This is a genomic window from Stieleria varia (genome assembly GCF_038443385.1).
Classification (GTDB): Bacteria; Planctomycetota; Planctomycetia; order Pirellulales; family Pirellulaceae; genus Stieleria; species Stieleria varia.
On sequence record NZ_CP151726.1, the window covers coordinates 8076737 to 8097504 of the forward strand.

Annotated in this window: 1 protein-coding gene; it reads right to left on the bottom strand. The window is 55.6% G+C overall.

What is annotated here, in order from left to right:
• Positions 1-24: 24 nt before the first annotated feature.
• On the bottom strand, positions 25-20643 hold the full coding sequence (locus Pla52nx_RS27315; RefSeq protein WP_146523725.1) for a putative Ig domain-containing protein: 20619 nt from the start codon (positions 20641-20643) through the stop codon (positions 25-27).
• Between the last annotated feature and the right edge of the window lie 125 nt (positions 20644-20768).

A 20768-nucleotide genomic window follows, 5' to 3' on the forward strand; every position in this document is an offset into this window, starting at 1 on the left:
TTCTAATCCAGTTTCAATTCCTATTCAATGGCTGTGGAGCACAGACGTCCATTGCTGATGAACTGTTACGGGAAGTGGCACCGCCGTGCGCCCATGGTCGATGTGGTGATGGTGGAGCACGTCCTGCTTAAAGCTCATGTGAGACGGATTGTGCTCAATCCACTTTGGATCAACCTTTGGTGACAACTCAAGCACTTCAATCTTATATCGATTCCCCGCACTGAACATTTCAGGGTACTTATCAAGAAGCTGACGCCAGAACCAGTTTGCGTTACGAACTTCTCCGAACGCATTCTCCGTCGACCCTGCTAGAGCACGCGCAGGCTCCATATCAATGATATGCCGTGGATCCATGTACGATCCCGGAATAGCCGAGTACAAAGCTTTGTCGGGTACATAATCCGCATCAGCGTTATGCACAAGAACACCGGCGACGCCAACTCGATAAACATGTTCACAATGAACTTCAATGTTAAACACGTCGCTTGGCAGCACGTCACTTGAAATGCCTACGACGCTAGTTTCACCACAAAGTGATGAAAGCCGCTCTCCCTGCGTCAAATTGCCAATTTCTTTCCATTCGCCCTCACTCAATGACCAAACAAGGTGATTATTGGTCCCTACAATTGAATCTCCGTTTTGCAAAGCAACTCGCACAAGGTTTGTAGCGTCGCGAGTACAAAAAGTACCGATAACGACTCGGCCAGGTCCGCGATCAATTGTGAAGTCGCGGTTAATGTGAACTATTTTAGCAATCCCAAAATTGTTTAACTCGTTCACCCTAAGATCAATGACTTGTCCCTCCTCAAGTCCAAACATGTCGATCCACCATTGTGGACGCAGCAATTCAGTTTCAACCGTTATCCCATCATCACGGGTATGCTGCAAAACGACCTTCCGCCAATCCTCGGCGTTTGGCTCGTCGAACGCTGGATCTTTTTCCAAAACTACGTCTGCTGACGATTCAACTCTCGCACCAAGCTTTATGTCCTGTAATCGTGACAAGCCGGTAGTCATTGATACGTGCGACAGAACACTACTGGATGCAGAGCGATGCCAATCTTTGCTATGGCTCACGCATTCGGATTCAGTAGCATTATGGACGAGCGTTTCTCCAACGAAGCAACCTCCAAACCGGCCGATGCATTCACCAAACAACTTCTTTCCATACTTCGACAATAGCAACAATCCACTCGCTGCCATTCCTATCAAGTTGGTTGCCGCAGCCCACATTATACTTTGTCCACCGATTGTCACATCGGAGACAACTCTAATTCCAAAATCTAATATATTTCTTGCAGCGATTGCTTTCCGCGTCTTGTTACCTATTCCTGCGGTAACAAAGTTTGCTATGAAATTTGTACCGAGACTCCTTGCTAGTTCATAATTAGTTGTCTCGAAAGGAATCCCGGTAATCAGAGCAATAAACTTTCCAACAATTACCTCGACAGTCGTCTCAATCACGCTGATGGCGAATTGCTTTGCAGAATAGACTGCTAGTCCATGCCACGAGAAATTCGCGGTGCTGATTCCGATTGCGCCCAGCATTCCTCCCAGACTCCACATTCCCGTCGGGTCGGTGTTGGAGATCGGGTCGCTGTGGGCGTAGGCGTATTTGTGGAATGATTGGGGATCTTCCGCGTTGCCCGCGAATGGATCCAGGCGGTTGAAGCGACCCGTGGCCGGGTCGTAGAAGCGTGCCCGGAGATACTGTTGGCCGGATGCGGCGTCAAACCGTTCGCCGGAATATCCGATGTTGGTCAACGACGCTGATTCACCGCCGGCGACGAAGTTGCCTGTGTCGTCGTGAACGGCGATGGTCTGTCCATACGCGGAATAGGTGAGCACCTGTTCGAGCACGCCAGAGACCGTCTCGGCCAGGTCGTAAAGCACTCGCACGCTGCCGTGGCCGTCGTGACCGAAGACGAGACGCGTGTCTTGCGTGACGACTCCAGAGGAATTGCGAATGACCTTGCGTTGGGCAATCTCATCGTGGCCGAACGTGTAGTCGATGGTGATCGTGCTGCCGTCGGCATTGAATTCCGTTTCGCGGATGGCTTGCGTGTAGTCCGTCGGATTGTGGCGATCGGCCAGGAACTCGACCGTGGAGGTTTCGACGAAGTTGTTGTCCAGATTTGGATCGTTTTCGTTGACCACGCCGACGCGAAAATCGGCACCGTCGTACTCGTATCGAGTTCTGGTCCGTGACGTCAGCGTTTCGGAGCCGTCATATGCTTCGTTGGTGACCGAAGCCATGCGTCCTTGCAGGTCATAGGTAAAGAACTGGCGACTGACGACATTTGGGAGGCTCGCCGGCGCAGTATTCTCGTCGACAAAGCCGCTGTAAACGGTGGTTTCCGTTTGCTGAGTCTGGTCGTATTGATAGGCCGTGGTGACGTCGATATCCATGTCGGCGTCGTTGTCCAACCAGGCAAACAGCAGGCGGTCATTGGCATCGTATTCGTACGTGAACGCTTCATCCTGCTTCGCAACGCCGGCGTAGTCGATGGTGTGCGAAACGCGATTGCCGGTCAGGTCATAGACAAACGATTCCGTCTGCGAAATATCCGCGTCGTGATGCGTGATGACTTCATCGGTCAGACGACCAATGTCGTCATAGGTCCAGTCATATTGGTTGGATTTTTGTTCACCCGGATCGACCGTTCCGTCCTGGTCTTCGTCGTACCAGAAGGTTTCATCGAGTTGGCTGCGCTTGCCGTCCGCGCGGACGTCATAGTCATATTGGGCCAGTACGTTTCCGGACCCGTCCGTTTCGGTCTGAACGTCTAGACGCCCGAGTTCATCGTGATCGTACGTCGTTGTCACCGAACCATTGTCGGCCGTCGTCGTCTGCTCTCGCATCATAGATCGAATGTCGAATTCGTAATCCGTGTCGACCTGAGGTGCATCATTGGGGTCTGCAGGTGTCTCGTCTTCTTCCACACCCGACAATCGTCCCAGTGCGTCATACTCGTAGTGCGTGACGCGATCTGGTGTATTGGTCAGCGGTGTCCCTGCCGGGCGGACTTCCGAGGCAACCATGCGACTGAGGTTGTCGTACTCGTAGCTGATCGAGCCTTCTTCGCTGATTTCGGCAATGATTCGGCTACGATCGTCGTATTGAGTTGATTCGGTTCTAGAGACGGAAAAGGAACCGTGAGTAGCTGCCGACTGAGTGTCCGCGATGGTGGTTGGAGTGGCCGCGTCGAATCGAGCCCAACCTTCTTTCCTGCCTCGCTGATCGTAGATCACTTGATCACGCTGGCTGACCAGACCGGAGTCGTAATCCGATTCGGACTGATAATGGTTCACGGCCCACATCCGTCCGAATTCATCGTAGAGGTTTTCTGTGACGACACCCTCGAACGAGTAGTGCAGATGCTGACGTCCTTTTGCATCGTACGTCGTTCGCTCCGTGAACGGCTGAGACCCCGCATCCAGGCGAAGATTCTCTAGATCAACAGCGGACGCAATTCCATCATCGCCAAATCCATAGGGCAGTGTCCTCGTCGCTTGGAACCCGCGATCCGAGAAAGTAAATCGTGTCTCTCGCCCCAGCGGATCACGCAACAAGACCTGGTTGCCACGTTCGTCGTATCCATATTCATACTTCGGCCGGACGATCGCGTTTGAGTTGTTCGGGTCAGCGACCGCAGGCAATTCGACGGACGAAAGTCGATCATCAACGTCGTAGTGAAATAGTTTGGTTGGAACCGCCGTGGTGGTGCCGTCAATGACAAAGCTATTTTCCGTTTCACTCCATACCGCCGTCGTTGCACCGTCTGTCATTTGCATCTCGGCGACAACACGACCCTGCTCGTCAAACCGCTTCAACATGTAAGAGTGAACGGAACCGCCGGTACGCTCCGTCAGACCTGTGGTGGTGTTGTACTGAACCGTTCCGCCAACGATGAATTCGACGCGATACGGGCGTCCAAAAGCGTCGGTGAACGTTTTGGTGTCGACCGACTGAGCGTCCAAAACGTCCACGAAGTCGCCATCGGGTTCTTCGACATGAGCGAGTCCTTCGCGAGTCAGATACGCTCGACCGTACGAGTCGTACTGAATCTCAGAACGAGCGCGAACGAGATTTCCGTCATAGTCGGTACCGCTGAGGCCGAGATCGGCAGCAGGTAGCGGATGTCCCAGCGTTCCGATTTGACGGCCGCGAGCATCATAGATTGAGTCGGTAATGATCCCAGGGGATAGATTGAGAGATTCGTACGGGTCAACGACTCCATTTCGAACGGGATAGTTTGACAGTGCCTGGAATTGCGATTGTGCTTTTGCCGATAATGATGCCAATGGAACACGACCCGAAATCGTCCGGTACGCTCGTCCAGCCGAGTCGTAAAGTGTTTCAGAAACGCTTTCAAGTTGCCCGATATCGTCAATCGTCGGCGACGGAGAGTAGGTCAGATTCACATCCTGGCTGAGCGAGACCAGGGCATCAACATAGGTCTCTGATGCAACCGCACGACCTTGATCATCGTAGACGGTTTTCGATGCGACGACCGCGACCGGTTCGCGCAAACCGGTTCCCGAGTTCAATGGATCTTCGCCCAGGGGTGTATCGATGGGAACGATGAATTGCCCGGTTTGAAGCGTGACTCGCCCCTTCGAATCGTAAATCGTGCGGGTCACGAGCCAACTGTGCGTCCCGTCAGTGGCGACCACCTCGTTTCTTGACTCGACAATTTCACCGAACTGCCCATACAGAGATTGGGTTCGCAAACCATAGTCGTTTTCTGACTCAATGACCCGGCCGACTTCGTCGTAATGGCTGCGTGAAAAGCCGATGACTGTACCGGGCGAACTGACAACGGATTGAAGCCCGATGGCGGTGGAAATGATGTCGATATCAACGCCAATCAGATTCTCAGTTCTTTCCACTCTCCCAACGGCATCGTAAACCGTGTGGGTACCGCTGACTTCAGAAATTGCCGCGTCTTCTGGTAAACCCGACGTGGAATAAATCACTCGACCCAAGTCATCGTAGACGGTGTTGGAAATCAGCCACGTGCTGACACCATCAGAATCGACCGTCTCGATACGCGACTGTATGACTTGGCCACGAGCGTCGTACACGGTCTCGGTGGTTCGACCGTTGTCGTTGATCTGTACGGAGGGCCGACCCAAAGCGTCGTATCGCGTCGTGTACGCGCTTCCTTGCCCATCCGTCGTCCCATCGGCGACGCCATCGGGGCCGATCACATTGGATGTTGTGATCGTCTGGTCAGGCAATATTCCCAGCGGATCTTGCCATGTGCTCGTCGTTTCTGTTTGAATGCCAATGGCGTTGTATGTAACGGTTCTCTCTTTGCCCTCGTGACTGGTCGTACCGATGGCATCGCCGTATGTGTTGTATTCAAGTTCGATCGTCGTTCCCGTCGATGATCCTGATTCCCTTTGCGTTAGCGAATTGACATTGCCGAATTCGTCGTAGCCGAAGTTTGACGAATTGCCGTCCGGGTCAGTCATCGAGGCGACGTCGCCTTCGTCGGTGAACCAGTAGGTTGTGATTTCACCGTAGGCGTCGATTTCCCGTGATGGAAAACCTCGTTGGTCATAGACGGTTTGCTCACTGTTTCCTCTGGGGTCGACGACTCCTGTTCGTTGACCGTGCGAATTGTAGGTGTACGTCATCACCAAATCGTCACCGGTTCCATTGGCAATTTGCTCAGGCGTATCCGGCAGACCGATGATGTAAGTCTCTGACGATTTGAGTGCACGGTTGCCGTCCTGATAGGTCGTTACAGTGACGCGTCCTTGCTCGTCAACTTGTCGTACAGGATTACCAAACGTATCGAGAGTCACCTCCTGCGGTCCTGTTCCGGTGTCCCGTGTCAAACTGAGTTCGTCAATGTCGTAGCTCAATTGCGCGACATTGCCTTCAGCGTCCGTCATTCCCCTCATTCTCCCGGTCTCATCGAAGTTGGACTGGGCGATCGTGACACCGAGCGGGTCGATGATCTTCGTCAGGAAGTTCGCGTAGTCGTCATTGGAATCTCGATACTCATAACGGAAGGGTTCGTCGGCAGTTCCATCGTCCAAGTCGCGAGAAAGCCTTCGATCCGAGAATGACACCAGTCGACCGGCGGCATCGTAGCCATACCGCAACTCAAATCCGGCCGGATCCGTGATGGTGGTGATGCGGCCTCGCCAGTCTCGTGTGAATTCGATGCTGCGACCGCGATTGCTGGTGATTCCGTCGTCGCGAAACTGCAGCTCATTGCCATACTTGTCCGCGACTCGTGTGCCCTGCAACAGTTCGGTCGAGATCGTGTACTCAAGCCCCTTGGATCCGGGAGCGACTTCCTTGAGCAGGTACGCTCCACCGTACGTCGGATCTTGCGCGGAGTAGATGTCGCCGTAGAAATCTTGATAGCCGGTGCTGCCAACTTTATTGAACATCTGATCCGCTCCCGGAGGAATCAGGTCATAGTCATTTCCGGGATCAGGGTCGAAATTGGGGCGATAGTATCGTTGCAAGCCGAGCGCTCCGTAGCCGTCGTCAGCCCCCACACCTCGGAACGTGAACCCTTCTTCCTTGCCATTCGGCGTTGTCACGATCACTCGTGTGCCATCGACGAATGTTGGGTAACGTCGATCGTTGGGTGTCGATGTCGTCCCGGCGACGATTTCGAGTTCCGGTTGCACGATTTCCAAATTCCAGCCGTAGCCGAAGTCCCCGGACGATCGGGAATCGAGCGTTTCGTAGGTTCTCTTGACGGTGATGGGGATTCCCGCAACGGGAACTTCCAGATCAGTGAATGAGAGACTGAAATTGCCGAGCTTCAAGCGACCTTCCACAGACAGATTGATGCTATCGCGGCCTTCGTTTCCTCCATTGTCGGTCGCGATCAGCGTGACACCATAGCTCCCGTTGGCGAGAATCGTCGGGTCGAATAGTCCCACGGCAGCAGGATTGGGGACCAAGCCGGTTCCGGTTGCAATTGTTCGTGGTGAGCCGCCGTCGGGCGAGAACGGTGTCAGGATCAATTCCCAAGCCAATTCCGAACCGTCATCCGTGATCGTGCCGATCAGTTCCGTCGGTGATGTGATCTTGCCAGTCGGCTGAACCAAGTTGACTTGAGGGCGCTGCGTATCATTGGGATCGGTGACCTGGACAGTGATTGGATCCGAGGTGGACGTGTTTCCCGCCGCGTCGGTGGCCGTTGCAGTGAAAGTCAACACACCGAGATGCTCTGCCAACGCCGTGAGGCGGTGCACATTGGCGGCCGTGAGTGGCAGCGACTCGTTCAGCGTCGTGGTGTTGTTGGACAAGTCGGTGACACTCACCAACGTCAATGTACGAGCTGTGACCGCGACATCGTCGACCGCATGAACCTGTAAGTCTACGAATTCGTCGATATCCAGCTTGCTTTTACTGGCGACAACGGTAACCGCCGGCCCCGTCGTGTCGGCCGAAACTGTCAGGTCGAACGACTCCGTTCCGGTCAAACGTCCGTCGCTGACCGTCACTGTGACGGTGTGGGGCGAGGAGGTGATGTCTCCATCATCGGTGGGCCAGGTGATTCGTCCGAGTGAATCGATGGCAAGACCGAGTGATTCAGAAGCGGTGTCCAGGCTGTACGAAAGATCGTCGCCATTTGCATCGCGTCCGTAGGCATCGATGCGAAGCGTTGCACCGGCGGTCAAGTCGACGTCATCGATCGGATCGATCGTGGGCGCGACGTTGGCCGCACCGATCACGACCGTGTATTGAAAATAGCTCGAAAGTGATCCGTCACTGACAACAACCTTGAACGTCGCCGTGTCATTGGGATTGCCCGTCGCCGTCCCCGTGATCACTCCGGTACTGGAATTGATCGACGCCCAACTCGGCTTGACCGGCAGACTAAATGTCAGCGTGTCGTTTTCAGCATCGGTGGCATCAAAGTCATAGTTGTACGATTCGCCCGTGGGAACTCGCTGGGGTGGATCGATCGTGGTGATCCGTGGAGCGGTGTTCGGCCCGGTGCCGCCGCCTCCGCCTCCGCCCGTTCCCGTCACAACGGAAACGTCAAAGATATGTGCAAAGCCGAGCCCAAATTCGTCCACGACGTTGACTTGAATGCGATTGGTGGCGACCGCAGTGGGCGTCCACGAAATCAATCCTGTCTGGCTATCGATGGTGATCGCCCCATTGGTGTCCGCCGTAGTGGCTTCGCCGAGCGAGTAGGTCAGCTCGTGACCGTCGGGATCGGATGCTTCGACGTCATAGGCATACGTTTCCCCGACGTATGCGACCGTAGGCGGATCAGAAAGCAACTTGGGCGGACGATTGACGCTGCCGACATCGATTTGGAAATTCAATGTATCGATTCCGCCTCGACCATCGACGACCGTGAGTTGCACATCGTGCTTGCCCAATTGCGAGGCCGTCGGAATCCACTGAATCAGTCCGGTGTTGTAGTTGATGACCATGCCATTGGGCTTGGTCGCCAAAGCGTATCGAAGCGTGTCACCGTCGGCATCCGTCGCATCGGCGTCGAACTTGTACAGACCGTCGGCGACGGCATTTAGTTTTGGCGGTGTGGTGAACATGGGCGGGGTGTTGTCCGCTTTGCTGGTAACGTCCAACGTGAACGTCTCAGCGTCCGTACCGCCCCGGCCATCGTCGGCAGTGACCGTGAACGTGTGGCTACCGAGTTGATCGCTGGCCGGAGTCCAGTCGAGGATCCCCGATGCGGACACGGTCAATCCGGTCGGACCATTGCTGATCGTAAACGTCAGCGGATCGCCATCGGGGTCGGTCGCTTGAAGATCATGGACTAGTCGTTGACCGATCTGCAAGCTCCCCGAAAGCGTACTGCCGATCGTTGGCGGATTGTTCGGCCCAGCAGGATCGCGAACCCGAAGCGAGAATTCTTGGACGTCGCGGGCACCGTCATCGTCGGTGACCGAAACGAAAACCGTGTAGACGCCGACGGCCGCAGAGGTCCAACTGATTTGCCCCGTGACAGAATCAATCAGCATGCCACGGTCCAAGGACACCGGATCGATCGCGTAGGTAAGCGTATCGCCTGCGTTTGGATCGACGGCGTCCGCATCGTACGAATAGCTCTGTCCGACATCGACCGTGGTCACCGGATCGGAAGTGAACCGCGGGGGCGCATTCTCCAGAACGGGGAGATGGAATCCTTGTTCGTCATTCCCGCCCGATGGATCGGTGGCGATCACGTGAATCGTAAAGGTCCCGTCCACCGTCGGCGTCCATGTGACCAATCCGGTCAATGAATCGATCCCCAAGTCGCCGATCGCTTCGGCTGGAATGGCAGACGTGTCCAGAGACCAAGTCACGTCGTCGCCGTTGGGATCCGTCGCAATGGCTTGATATTGCCAAAGCACATCACGAACGGCGGGCCCCGTCGGGTTGCTGGTGATCTTTGGCGGATCGTTGGCGGACTGAGGTGCCGAGACCGTGATCTGGAACGACTGAGTGACAGCGGAGTTGATTCCATCGCTGACCGCAACGGTGACATCCGCAGTCCCCAATCGATCGGGCCGCCAAGAGATCTCCCCCGTTGACGAATCAATCGACATTCCCAGAGGGGCCGAAGCGAGCGTGTAGAGCAACGAATCCCCATCAAGGTCCGTTGCCGAAACGTCGTACTGGTAGACGTCTCCCAACACCACTGATGTGACCGGGATCGAACGAATGACCGGAGGCACATTGTTGCCCGAGGTACCGTCGATGACCGCTGCCAAGCGGAATGTCTGTTCCGAATAGGCACCATGGGGATCGGTGACGCGGAAAGTGAAATCAATGGTCTGCTCAGTCGACGGAGTCCAAGAAACTGCTCCGGTCATCGAATCGAAAGTCAATTCAGATGATGTGCTCGGCGATTCCATCGACAACGTCAACGTCTCAATCGCATCGTTGAGGTCCTCCGGCTCCAGCAAGTACGTCCATTCGTCGCCGACGATCGCCGGTCCACTCGGACGCGAGACGATCTCAGGTGCGACATTCGTACTGACCACACTGAGGGTAAAGGATTGAGTCGCTGTCCCCCCATTACCATCGTCTGCGGTCACTGTGACAAAGACTTCACCGACCGCATCCGGCGTCCATTCGACTCGACCACTTGCCGAATCAATGCTCATTCCCAGAGATTCCGATGACGCGTCCAAGGAATAGGTGAGCGTGTCCCCGTCGTCGTCGGTCGCTCGCGCCATGTACGACCATAGTTGGCCGAAGAATACCGGGCCACTGGGCTTGGAAACGAACTGAGGTGGTTCGTTGTTGGGATCGAACGTCGGCGGAGCCACTGAATCGACCGTAAACGTTTGAGTCGCAGTTCCATCAACATTGTCCGTCGCCGAGAGCGTCACGGTGAGCGTCGCACCGGCAATCGAAGGTGTCCAACGCAATGAACCGGAGTTCGTGTCGAAGTCCACCGTCTCGGTACCGGTGCTGCTCGTCGCCGAATCAAGCGAATACTCCAGGACATCCCCATCGGCATCAACGGCATTGAATACATACTGCCATTCGTCGCTTTCAATCGCTGGGCCCACCGGTGTGGACGTGATCCGCGGGACCGCGCCTGGTGGATCGACAATATCGAGCGTGAACGTTTGAGTGACCGAACCGTCGATGCCATCATCGGCCACCACATCAAAGGTCACTTGGTTCGCTGTTCCCGGCTCAAATGTCAGCAACCCACTCGTCGGATTGATCGAGGCACCGGTGACAGGACTGCCCAGCGAATAAACGATTTCATCTCCGTTGGCATCGATGGCAATCGTTGGATAAGTCCATGTCTTACCCCGAACAGCCGGTCCGGTCGGAACGCTTGTGATTTCCGGCAGTGCACCTTGACGATTGTCAGCCGCGGTGGCGGTGAATGACTGCGTGACCCACACACCGGTTCCGTCGGTGACTCGAATCGTAAACGACTCGGTCCCCGGCGCAGAGGGTGTCCACGACAAGACATTGTCGGTGATCGAAACGTTCGGGTTACCGGTTGGCAGATCGAGCGTGTAGTCCAATTCCAAATCGTCGCCATCGGGATCAATGGCATCGATTTCGTAGGTCCACGTTTGCCCGGTGTAGATCGGCCCCTCGGGTCGAGAAAGAATCTGAGGCGGCTCACTGGCGACCGCGGGTTCGACAACCGACAATGTGTAAGTCTGCGTTTGTCCCTCCCCGAGGTCATCCAACGCCGTGACCACAACTTCGAACTCGCCGAGGGTCTCCGGAGTCCACGACAGAATGGTGCCGTTGAATGTCATTCCGCGAGAGATGGCGTCGTCGGAAATGGAAACGGTCACCGTGTCCCCTGGATTGGGATCTTCCGTGGTGATCGTGTATTGATAGAGGTCTCCCACGGGGGTGACCGTATTGGGTGTCGACGTGATCCGCGCGGGCGCATTGTCGGTCACACGCACAAAGAACTCTTGACGATCCGTTCCTCCACGATTGTCGTCCGCGATCATCACGACTCGATAGGTTCCTTCGTCGCCGGGAACCCAATTGATCACGCCTTGAGCATCGAAACCCATGCCTGTGGGCGGATCGATGAGTCGAAACTGCACGAGGTCCCCATTAGGATCCTCCGCAGCAGGTTCGTATTTCCAAAGAACGCCGGTCGCTGCGGAAAGCTCCGGCAGAGTAACGATCGTCGGTGCCGCATTGACGTCGGTTACCACGAGCGTGAAGGACTGCAGATCAGTTCCTCCCCGCGGATCTTGAACCATCAAGGTCACGTCGTATTGCCCAATGTCAGCTTCCTGTGGTCGCCATGCAACCAATCCCGTCGTGCCGTCAACCACCATGCCCGCCGGTCCGGCGGCCAGCTCATAGGTCAACGCGTCACTTTCGGCGTCGGCAGCTTGAGAGTGATAGCGATAGAGTTGTCCTGCGACGGCAGTATTGATCGGCTCGGTGTAGAAGTTCGGCGCCGTGTTTCTTTCGAAACGTGACACGTTCAAGACCACTTCCTGTACGTCTTCGCCGCCGCGACCATCGAGCACACGAACTTTAAATGAGACTTGTCCCTCTTCCGCGATTCCCGGCGACCAAGTGACCAGACCACTGGCGGTGTCGATCGACATACCGATCGGCGTGTTGGACTCTAAGTGCGGTTCGATGTAGTAGGCTACCGGATCGCTATCGGGATCTGTGGCGATCGCTTGGTACGCAAAATCACTACCAGCCTGCGCAACGGTCGGCGCTGGGGAAGTGATCTCGGGATCTTCGTTGGGATCGCCCGATGAAACGTGAACGGTGAAGGTCTGTGTATCAAAACCGCCGCGGCCGTCCTCGGCACGTACGGTGAACTCGTAATCGCCAGGCTCCGGCGGTGACCAGTGCAGTAGCCCCGTAACGGGATCGATGGTGGCACCGTCCGGCGCGTCGTCCATGCTGTAAGTGATCGGGTCGTCATCAGGATCGATGGCGTCGACGTCGTAGCGGTAGCCTTCATTGATTCGCACGGGGATCGACCCCAACACGACACCGGTACCCGAACGGACGAATAGCAAGTCAAATGAATGGCGGAAGCCATCGCCGGTGAATTCAGCATCGAACGTGACCGTATCGCCGGGTGCTTTGTCCTGGAGGACTCCTGTCAAGTTCTCAAACAGCGTCGAACCGTTGCTGGCGATCACGTCGACGTCATAGGAAACACCGACCAACGCGGATTTCACAGCAGTGACGATTCCGGCCGCGAACGGAGAGAGACCGTTGCCGGGATCTCCGACAGAAGGATTGGTCAGGCTGACGGTCGCAGTGGAAGTGCCATCCAAACCATCATCAATCGTGTACGTAAAGCTCTCTGCAACATGGCCGCTGGCGGGCGGATCATAAATCAAATAGTCGCCGCTTGAGCTGATCGTGACCGTTCCGGCAGAGGGCTGGGTCACCGAAGTGATTGTCAACTGATCATGGTTGATGTCTTCGTCGTTGTTGAGCACATGAAGATTGAAAACATGACCGGTACGTTGGTCGTAGATGTCGTATGAATCATTGACCGCGTTGGGCGCCGTCGCTCCCAATCCGCCATGAGAATGATTGTGAAGTTCGACTTGGGCCGTTACCGAGTTCCCGTTGCCATCACTGACGGTATAGCTGAACACCGTGTCGACGAAACCGGTCACTGGAGGTGTGTAAATCAGTCGATCGCTGCCGGAATCAATACTGACGGAACCGGCCGTGGGCTGCGTGATGGATGTGATCGTGAGTGAATCACCCTCAGGATCATAGTCATTGTTGAGAGTATGAATCTCCATGTCATGGCTATCGTCAACGCTCATCAGATAGATGTCGTCCTTTTGCAAGACCGGCGGAGCGTTGTAGCCACCGTATCCACCGTAGCCGCCGTATCCACCATAGCCGCCGCCTCCATAACCTCCGCCACCGTAGCCGCCCCCGCCGTAGCCACCACCATAACCGGCATAGGCTTCGTCTTCGATGTGGATGGTCGCCGAATGCTCCGTTCCGTCGTCAGCGGTGATGGTGTAGTCAATCGAAGTGTCTGCGTGACCGGACGACGGAGGCGTGTAGAGAATACGGTCTCCTTCGGCTGCGATGGTGGCGGTCCCGGCGGATGGCGTCGAGATCGATGTGATCGTATAACGACCGGCGACATCGGTATCGCCGTCGTTGTTCATCGGATAGATCTCGACCGTTTGGCCGACATCGAGATGCCCCAGGTAAACTTGATCATCAGCGGCGCCACCATAGTCGCCGTAATAGCCGTAGTATCCACCATAAAAATCGGTGTACGTCGAGTTGTCCAGTTTCGATCCCGCGGCGAACAAACGAACGGTTGCACTACCGGTTCCGCCCTCGGCATCGGAAACACTGTAGACAAACTCATCGTCCTGAAAATCACCGGTTGGTGTGTAGGTGACGAAATCGCCGTCAGCGCTGATCGTGACAGTACCGTGCTGAGGTTGGGACGAAACGCTGGTGACCGTCAGTTTTCCGTCCGCGGTCGATGTATCGTTACCAAGCACAAACAGATCAATCGGCTGGCCTGGAACACGGTTACCAAGAAAGACATCGTCGTACTGCGCATCGACATACCCACCGTAGCCGCCACCGTAGGATTCGTCGAAAAAGAAATAGTAGGGGTCGCCTTGCTCGATCGGATCACCACTGATGCCACTGTCCACTGGCGTCGACGAACTGTTGACCGCACCGGTCAATTTCGCAAGTGCCTCCAGGACTTGTCTGGGGGCGCTGGATGCACTGGTGCCGGTCCCAACACCGATCACCAAGGCACCAAGATCGTTTAATGCATCAATCGTTTCTTGAATCTGGGCACCACGACCGCCCGGCGTCGACCCACGAGACATCGACAGAAATTCAGTCAATGCAACGGAGACTCCTCCATCTCCGTAAATCGTCGTATTGCTGGGGTTGGGATCGGGCTCGTAGGCCGTTCCCACATCGGTTGCCGAGATGATGATCGGAACGGCAAACCCTCGAAAACCGGCGCCGCCAAAATCACCCACGGGCGACAAGACATTGTTGGATGGGTCCGCAGTGAATGAATCAAACGCGGGCACGTCGCCACCGTAGCCGGGATTGGTTTGTGTGGATGCGAGTCCCGCAGGACCACTGTCTGTCGTGTCGCCGTCTCCGTTGCCGTCAAAACCAATTCCGGTGGCGAGTTGGTAAAGTGATTCGATGAGCGATTCCGGTGCATCGGCACCACCACCGGGCGCAGTGCGATTGAGTGCCGACAACATGGCAAGATCAAAATTCGGATCACTCGGCAGCGCGATCGGATGACTGAGGATGAACGGTCGATCTCCCAAACCCGTCGAGTAGTCCTCAAACCGACCGACACCGAATCCCAAACTCACTCCGGCAAGCTCTGGATCGTTCAACAGGGCGGCAATGATCTCGGGAAACTCAGCGGCAATCTGGGGACCGGCGTTACTGAAGCTCCCCGTATCGTCAAAGTTCAGAAAAACATCCGCCGCCAATCCCTCCGGCGAGAGCGTTACCGAAACAGGTTCTACATGTTGTTGCCCGTTGGTCAGCCCAAGGTCGATCACCAGTGGCGTGACATCCCCTGACGCAGGAGAGTTCTCGCCAGAGATCTCGAAGTAGGTTGACGGTTCACTGATGATGACCGGCGGATGATTTCCCGGCTCGGGATGAACATAAATCAAGTAATCCTGGATCGCAGTCCCGCCTTGCCCGTCGGAAACTTCTAACGAGACAGGCACGTGCTGTCCCACCAACTCCGGAGGAGCGACCCAGTCCACGACCCCGGTCGCCGGATCGACGATGGTCAAGTTCTCTGGACCTGAAATGACAGTGAATGAAAGCGGATCCGCGTCGGGATCGAACCCGGCTCCGGGATACTCGTACGGCATGTTGACATAGGCATCGACGACGGGATCACTGGTCCAGCGTGGCGGACGATTCGGGACGCCATCGACCACCGAAATCACATAGGCTTGTTCGTCAGATCCGCCATGCCCATCCTCCGTGGTGATGCGAACATAGTGGTCGCCAACGTCACCAGTGGTTGTTGCCCACGAAAGAACCCCGCTGGATGGATCGATGGACAATCCACTCGGCCCCACAGTCAACGCATAGGTCAACGTGTCTTGGTCAGGATCCATCGCGTCGGAGTCGTATTGGTACGTCGCCCCCGCAGCCACTTGGACTCGCGGTGGTGTGACGAAACGTGGATCGCGGTTGGGTGATCCAAATACGACGAGCTGATAATCAAATGGATGGCGGTCGGGGTTATCAAACGCCAACGTAAACGTCTCAGAAGCATCGCCTGCCGGCAAACCGCTTTGCGCTACCAGGGAGGTGATGTCGTAATACGGGATTCCCTGAGGACTGTATCCGTCCGGATTTGCCAGCGCGACTCTCGGATCGGAGATGTCTTTGACACCCACTAAAATGGGACCTCTGACTGCAAAACTGCCTTGATTCTCGATTTGCAGGTCCGTATAGAGTCTGTCAATTCGATCCTCGAACGAGGTTCGCCCGTAGTTGGGAAACAGACCAGCGGAAGCCGCACTTTGAGTCACCGAAAAATCGATCCCCGAGTAAGGATGGACGTTGCTCGTTTGGAAGTTCGCTGAGTTCAACGCGTCCGCTCCCGTCACATCGCTCGCCGAAACCGCGATGCTGCCATTGGGTGGAGTGCTCGGGACCGCAGCAAAGAAGTTGCCGGCCGCATCGACGGTCACCGACGATGCACCGGAAACAGAAACCGAAGCAATCGCATCCGGATTGGGCTGCACCGTCCCTGTGACCAAGACGCTGGATTGAGGATCAATCACGTCGCTACTGATCGGGTCATTGACCGTCAAAAAAGGCGGATCAGCAATTCCCTCGGGAAAGGTATTCAGCGAAACCGTGTCGCCGTTGCCGAGCTTTTGAACCTGCAACGAGAATGTGGTCGAAGCAATACGGAATGGAGCGACATAGCTCTTTAACTCGGCATCCACAATCAGCTTGTTACTGGATGAACCGCTGTTGGCCCACTTATGGACCTCGATGGCAATCACGTTCGTGCCGACGACCAACTCCGTGGGACTGACTTTGATGTCGTAGTAGGTGCTGGTGCTGTTTGAGTCTCCACGGGGTTTGGTGTCGTAATCCACCGCGCCAAAGGGCATATTGTGCCGAGCGATCTCGACACCATTGACGTAAACGACGGCACCGTCATCTCGACGCAAAGCCAAATTCAAGCCCGTGTAGTCGTCACCGCTGACCGTGAACTCACTACGGAAATACGTGGTGTTATTCTTGTCACTTGAATTGCCACCATAACCGATGGTCGTCGTTTCCCCCGCTCCGTACCCCAGTGGTGCCTGACCAGTCGACCAAGCCGAGTCATCAAAATCGGAGTCCTTCCAATGGGCGCCCGTCGATGTTTGCTCCGGCGGATCGGCATCCGTGACCAAATAGCTCCAGGTAGAGTTTTTGCTTAGGAACGTAACATTGGAATCATTGCCGTTGTCCACCCAGTCAACTGAATCGGGGTAGACAAACACCTCCCCGCGAGTTTTGTCCACGACATACAGATTCGCACCGAACGTCCCCACACCGGTCGGCTCCGTGGTGAGATCGGTCGGGTTTTGGTTTCCGGGATCCAGGTCCCAACGCCCCAAGTACGAACCACTGGAGCGGTCATAGACAAACACTTCGCGACGGTTGAGATCCGTCACAAAGGCACGCGTCGCATCGACCGCCAATCCGCTCGGATCCGTATTCTGGGAGTTCAGTGCAAAGGAAGACGTCGCATTCTGATTGCCCGAGGGAAGCGTACCAGCGGCGTCCTCGTAGAAGTAGATTCGAGAGCTGGATCCATTCTTGTCGACGACCCAAATGTCCTGACTGTCCGTCGCAATATCGGTCGGCTGCGTCAAAGCCGACCCGCCAGCGGTCTTCGGATTCCAAGATCCGTTCAATGCCAAAACATGATTCACAACGTCATATGAATATTCGTAAATCGATTTGTCCTGATCGATGGACCAAAGCTGAGAACCGTCGTGATTGCTCGTCAGCCCGATGGACTGATCGTTTGCCGCCGTCGGGTCAAGCTCGGTTTGAACGGCGTTGCCCTGCGAGTTGTAAAAGAAAATCTGATCATTGGTCGACGCGTCATTGTCGACAAAGAATTTTGGAGTCTGTGTCTGAGAGATCGGCGTGATTTTGATGGTGAAGTTCAGGTCATCGTAGTCTTCGTCCGAGTTTTGCCCGGAAACGCCGTATTGACCGCGCAGCAAGTCTTCATGTCCATATCGCAACGATCCATCCGGCAAAGTGCTGACACGAAAGTGAGGGTGTGCATCGTCTGGATTCGCCTCTTTGGCGGTAAAGAATGCCACCCGTTTGTAGTTGCTGGGATTGATCGTGTTGCTGGGATTGTTCGCGATCCACCAGTCCGTCGTTTGGTCCTGAATTGCGTAAAAGGAAACAAACGAACCTGCTTCGACCATCACTCGATAGTTGTGCTGCTGCCGAGAGGGACCGGCCATGTTTTTGGTTTCAGCCATGAAGTCGCGGTGCAAAATCACACGGCGACTCGCGTGCGTGATTGCCGCTTCCGCATACCCACTATCCCCCGGTTGCAACAAAGTCCCGCTGCTATCGCGAATCGAACCGTCGACGTCCTCGACGATAAAGATCCCCAGCTCGTTGTTGTAGCCTGCCTCGACCTCCAAACCAGACAGGTCCAACTCGATGAAGGAATCCTCCGTGATGGTGATGATATCTCCGGCGATGTACGCCTTGAATGCTCGTTGGGCGACTCCCCCATCGTCATCCGTCACCGTCACCGTGACGTCGTATGTCCCGTTGGACGTGTAATCGTGCGTGCCACTGACCGTCCCGCTGCCCGCGGTGGTTGTCAGCGAGCCTGACGACGTCGAACCGTCACCCCAATCGACGACATAAGTGTGGGTATCGGCAAGTCCGACGTCGGCAAATCCTGTCGAAAACGAGATTCGACGTTCTTCACCTGAGGGCTGCAACTCATTGTTGATCGCAATGTCTTGGATGAATTCGATCGTGGGATCAACATTCACAATGGTTGCCAATGCCTGCTCCGAAGCGATCTCAACTCCTGACTGAAAGACAGTCACGTTGACTTGATAATTCTCCGGTTGATCGTCCGCGTAGACATGGCTTGAGGTGATTTGCAAGTCTCCACCAACCGCAGTAACCGTCGCCGCTTCGGCGGACGACCCATCACCCCAGTCGACCTGAGCCGTGTAACCTGTAGCGTCGCCAACTCCTGTCAACACCGCCACCAGCGGAACACTCGATCCCTCGTTCTGGTTCAGAGGATCGACCGACAACTCCGATGATCCGGGACGAAGCCGAAACATGGTGGAGTCGTCGTCATCATTGTTGACCAACCGTAAAACCAAGTCATACGTCGCCCCGGCAGGCAAACTCGAGATATCCAACTGCACAATGCCGGACTGCGACATCGAACCGGTGGTCACGGTGTGTGTGACTCCGTCGCCAAGAGCTTCGCTGAGCTGTTCCGTCAAATTGAAGAACGAATCTCGATCGCGACCGATCGTCGGAATCACGCTGTATCCGTCTTGCCCCAAAAGTGCGACTTCAAAAGCATCGTTGATGAAGTCATCATCACTTGTGTCAAATTCCCCTTCGTAAGCAAACTCCAGAATCGTTGGCACCTCTGGAATCACCACCGTTTGATGCAGCTCGACCAGAAATGAGTTGCCTTCGGTCAACAGCAGACTGCCGTTGTCATCCGTTACGGCACCAAAACCTGTCACGCCCCCACCGTACTGGGTTTGAGTCCAACCGTCGAAAGGATCAGGGCTGCCGGGCTCAATCACCAACGGATCAAACGTCGGTCCGCCAGGATCGACAATCACACCATTGGCGATTCCATCGGCATCACCTCGACCACCATCGATCAGATGCAACGTGATCTGATTCCCGTTGATGACTGCGCCGGTTTGCCCGTCAAAACTGAAGTCGTATGCATCACCAGTTGCGGGATCGATTTTTGAATAGCCGTCAGCAATCACGCCGTCAGGCAACAACAATTCGACTTCGGCCGAACCACCAATCTCGACATCCGTGATGTCAAACTGGAACTGCCCCAAAGGCAACTTTTTCTGCCCAGTCCATTCGTCGTCATTGGCATGCCAATCCACGTTGGTCAGTTTGTGCGCGCCGCTGCGAAGCCCAATCGGCTTGCCGTCCTTGCCACCGTCAAAACGATACTCGTTGTCGGCGATGCGAGTCGCGATACGTCGATTCTCGACCACTGCGGGCACCTCCTGATCCAGCCCCGCTGTCACCGTGATCTCTGAAGTCGCATCTGCAACTCCAGATTCAAGTTCGTTGACAATTCCCGCCAACTCGCTTTGTGGACCGTCTGAGCGCAGACCGGCATCCCCGGACGCAGATGCCGTATCCGATGTTGCGTTCACCGCACCATCGACCGGGGCCACCGCATCACCTGCATCGCCCGCATCGCCACCGCCACCTCCTCCCCCACCACCTCTCGAACCGGAGTGACTGACGCCCATCGCACCACCGACAGAATCAGCGGCGACACCCGTTGGTGTCCGGAGCGAACCGAATCCACCTCCAGAGCCACTCTCCAATGAAAGGGGATCCCCCATATCAAATCCGCTTGAGACCGTGATCGGGTCATCCATTTCCGCAGCTTCCGCGATCGAGGCGTCTAGCTGTTGGTTGACAAGATCTCGATCATTGAGCGACGACAATGGATACCTGGCTGGTGCCGCGAACCCTGACCCCAGCAAAGGTAGACCAAGCGGCGGTGCGATATCCAAGTCCGGTCGCTGAAACGATTCGTCGCCCTCCAGGTTCCCCGAATATCCCGACCGGAGATCCAACCCCATCGCGTCGAGCGACGTTGATGAAACGCTCGTTTGCGATGCACGCAGGGGCTGGCCAATCGTCTCGCGTTGCGTTCGGAACTGCTCGGCCTGGATCAACGACTTGGCGATGGGATCTCCGTCTGGGTCGCCAAGTGTCATGCGAGCGACATTGCTGGCGAGTACCTCCCACATGCTTCCTGGAGCCGCTCTGGTTTCCAGAGACTGGACGAGATGAATTCTCTTTTTTCGGCGTTGAAATGCAGAACGCCGCTTATTGCGAGCAGAAAAGAAACGCTCGGCAGAAAGCAATTGTGGCATCGAAACCCTCTTGCATACGGTGATCAGATGAACGGATTGCGTGCCAGTGATGGGCAGCGATCATCAAAACCGTGGTATGGACCAATCCGACGCGAATCGTACGCGGCGATGTCCATACATTTTCG

Excerpts from the sequence above, each read along its gene's own strand:
- Pla52nx_RS27315 (WP_146523725.1), bottom strand. The coding sequence starts at position 20,643 with ATGCCACAATTGCTTTCTGCCGAGCGTTTCTTTTCTGCTCGCAATAAG.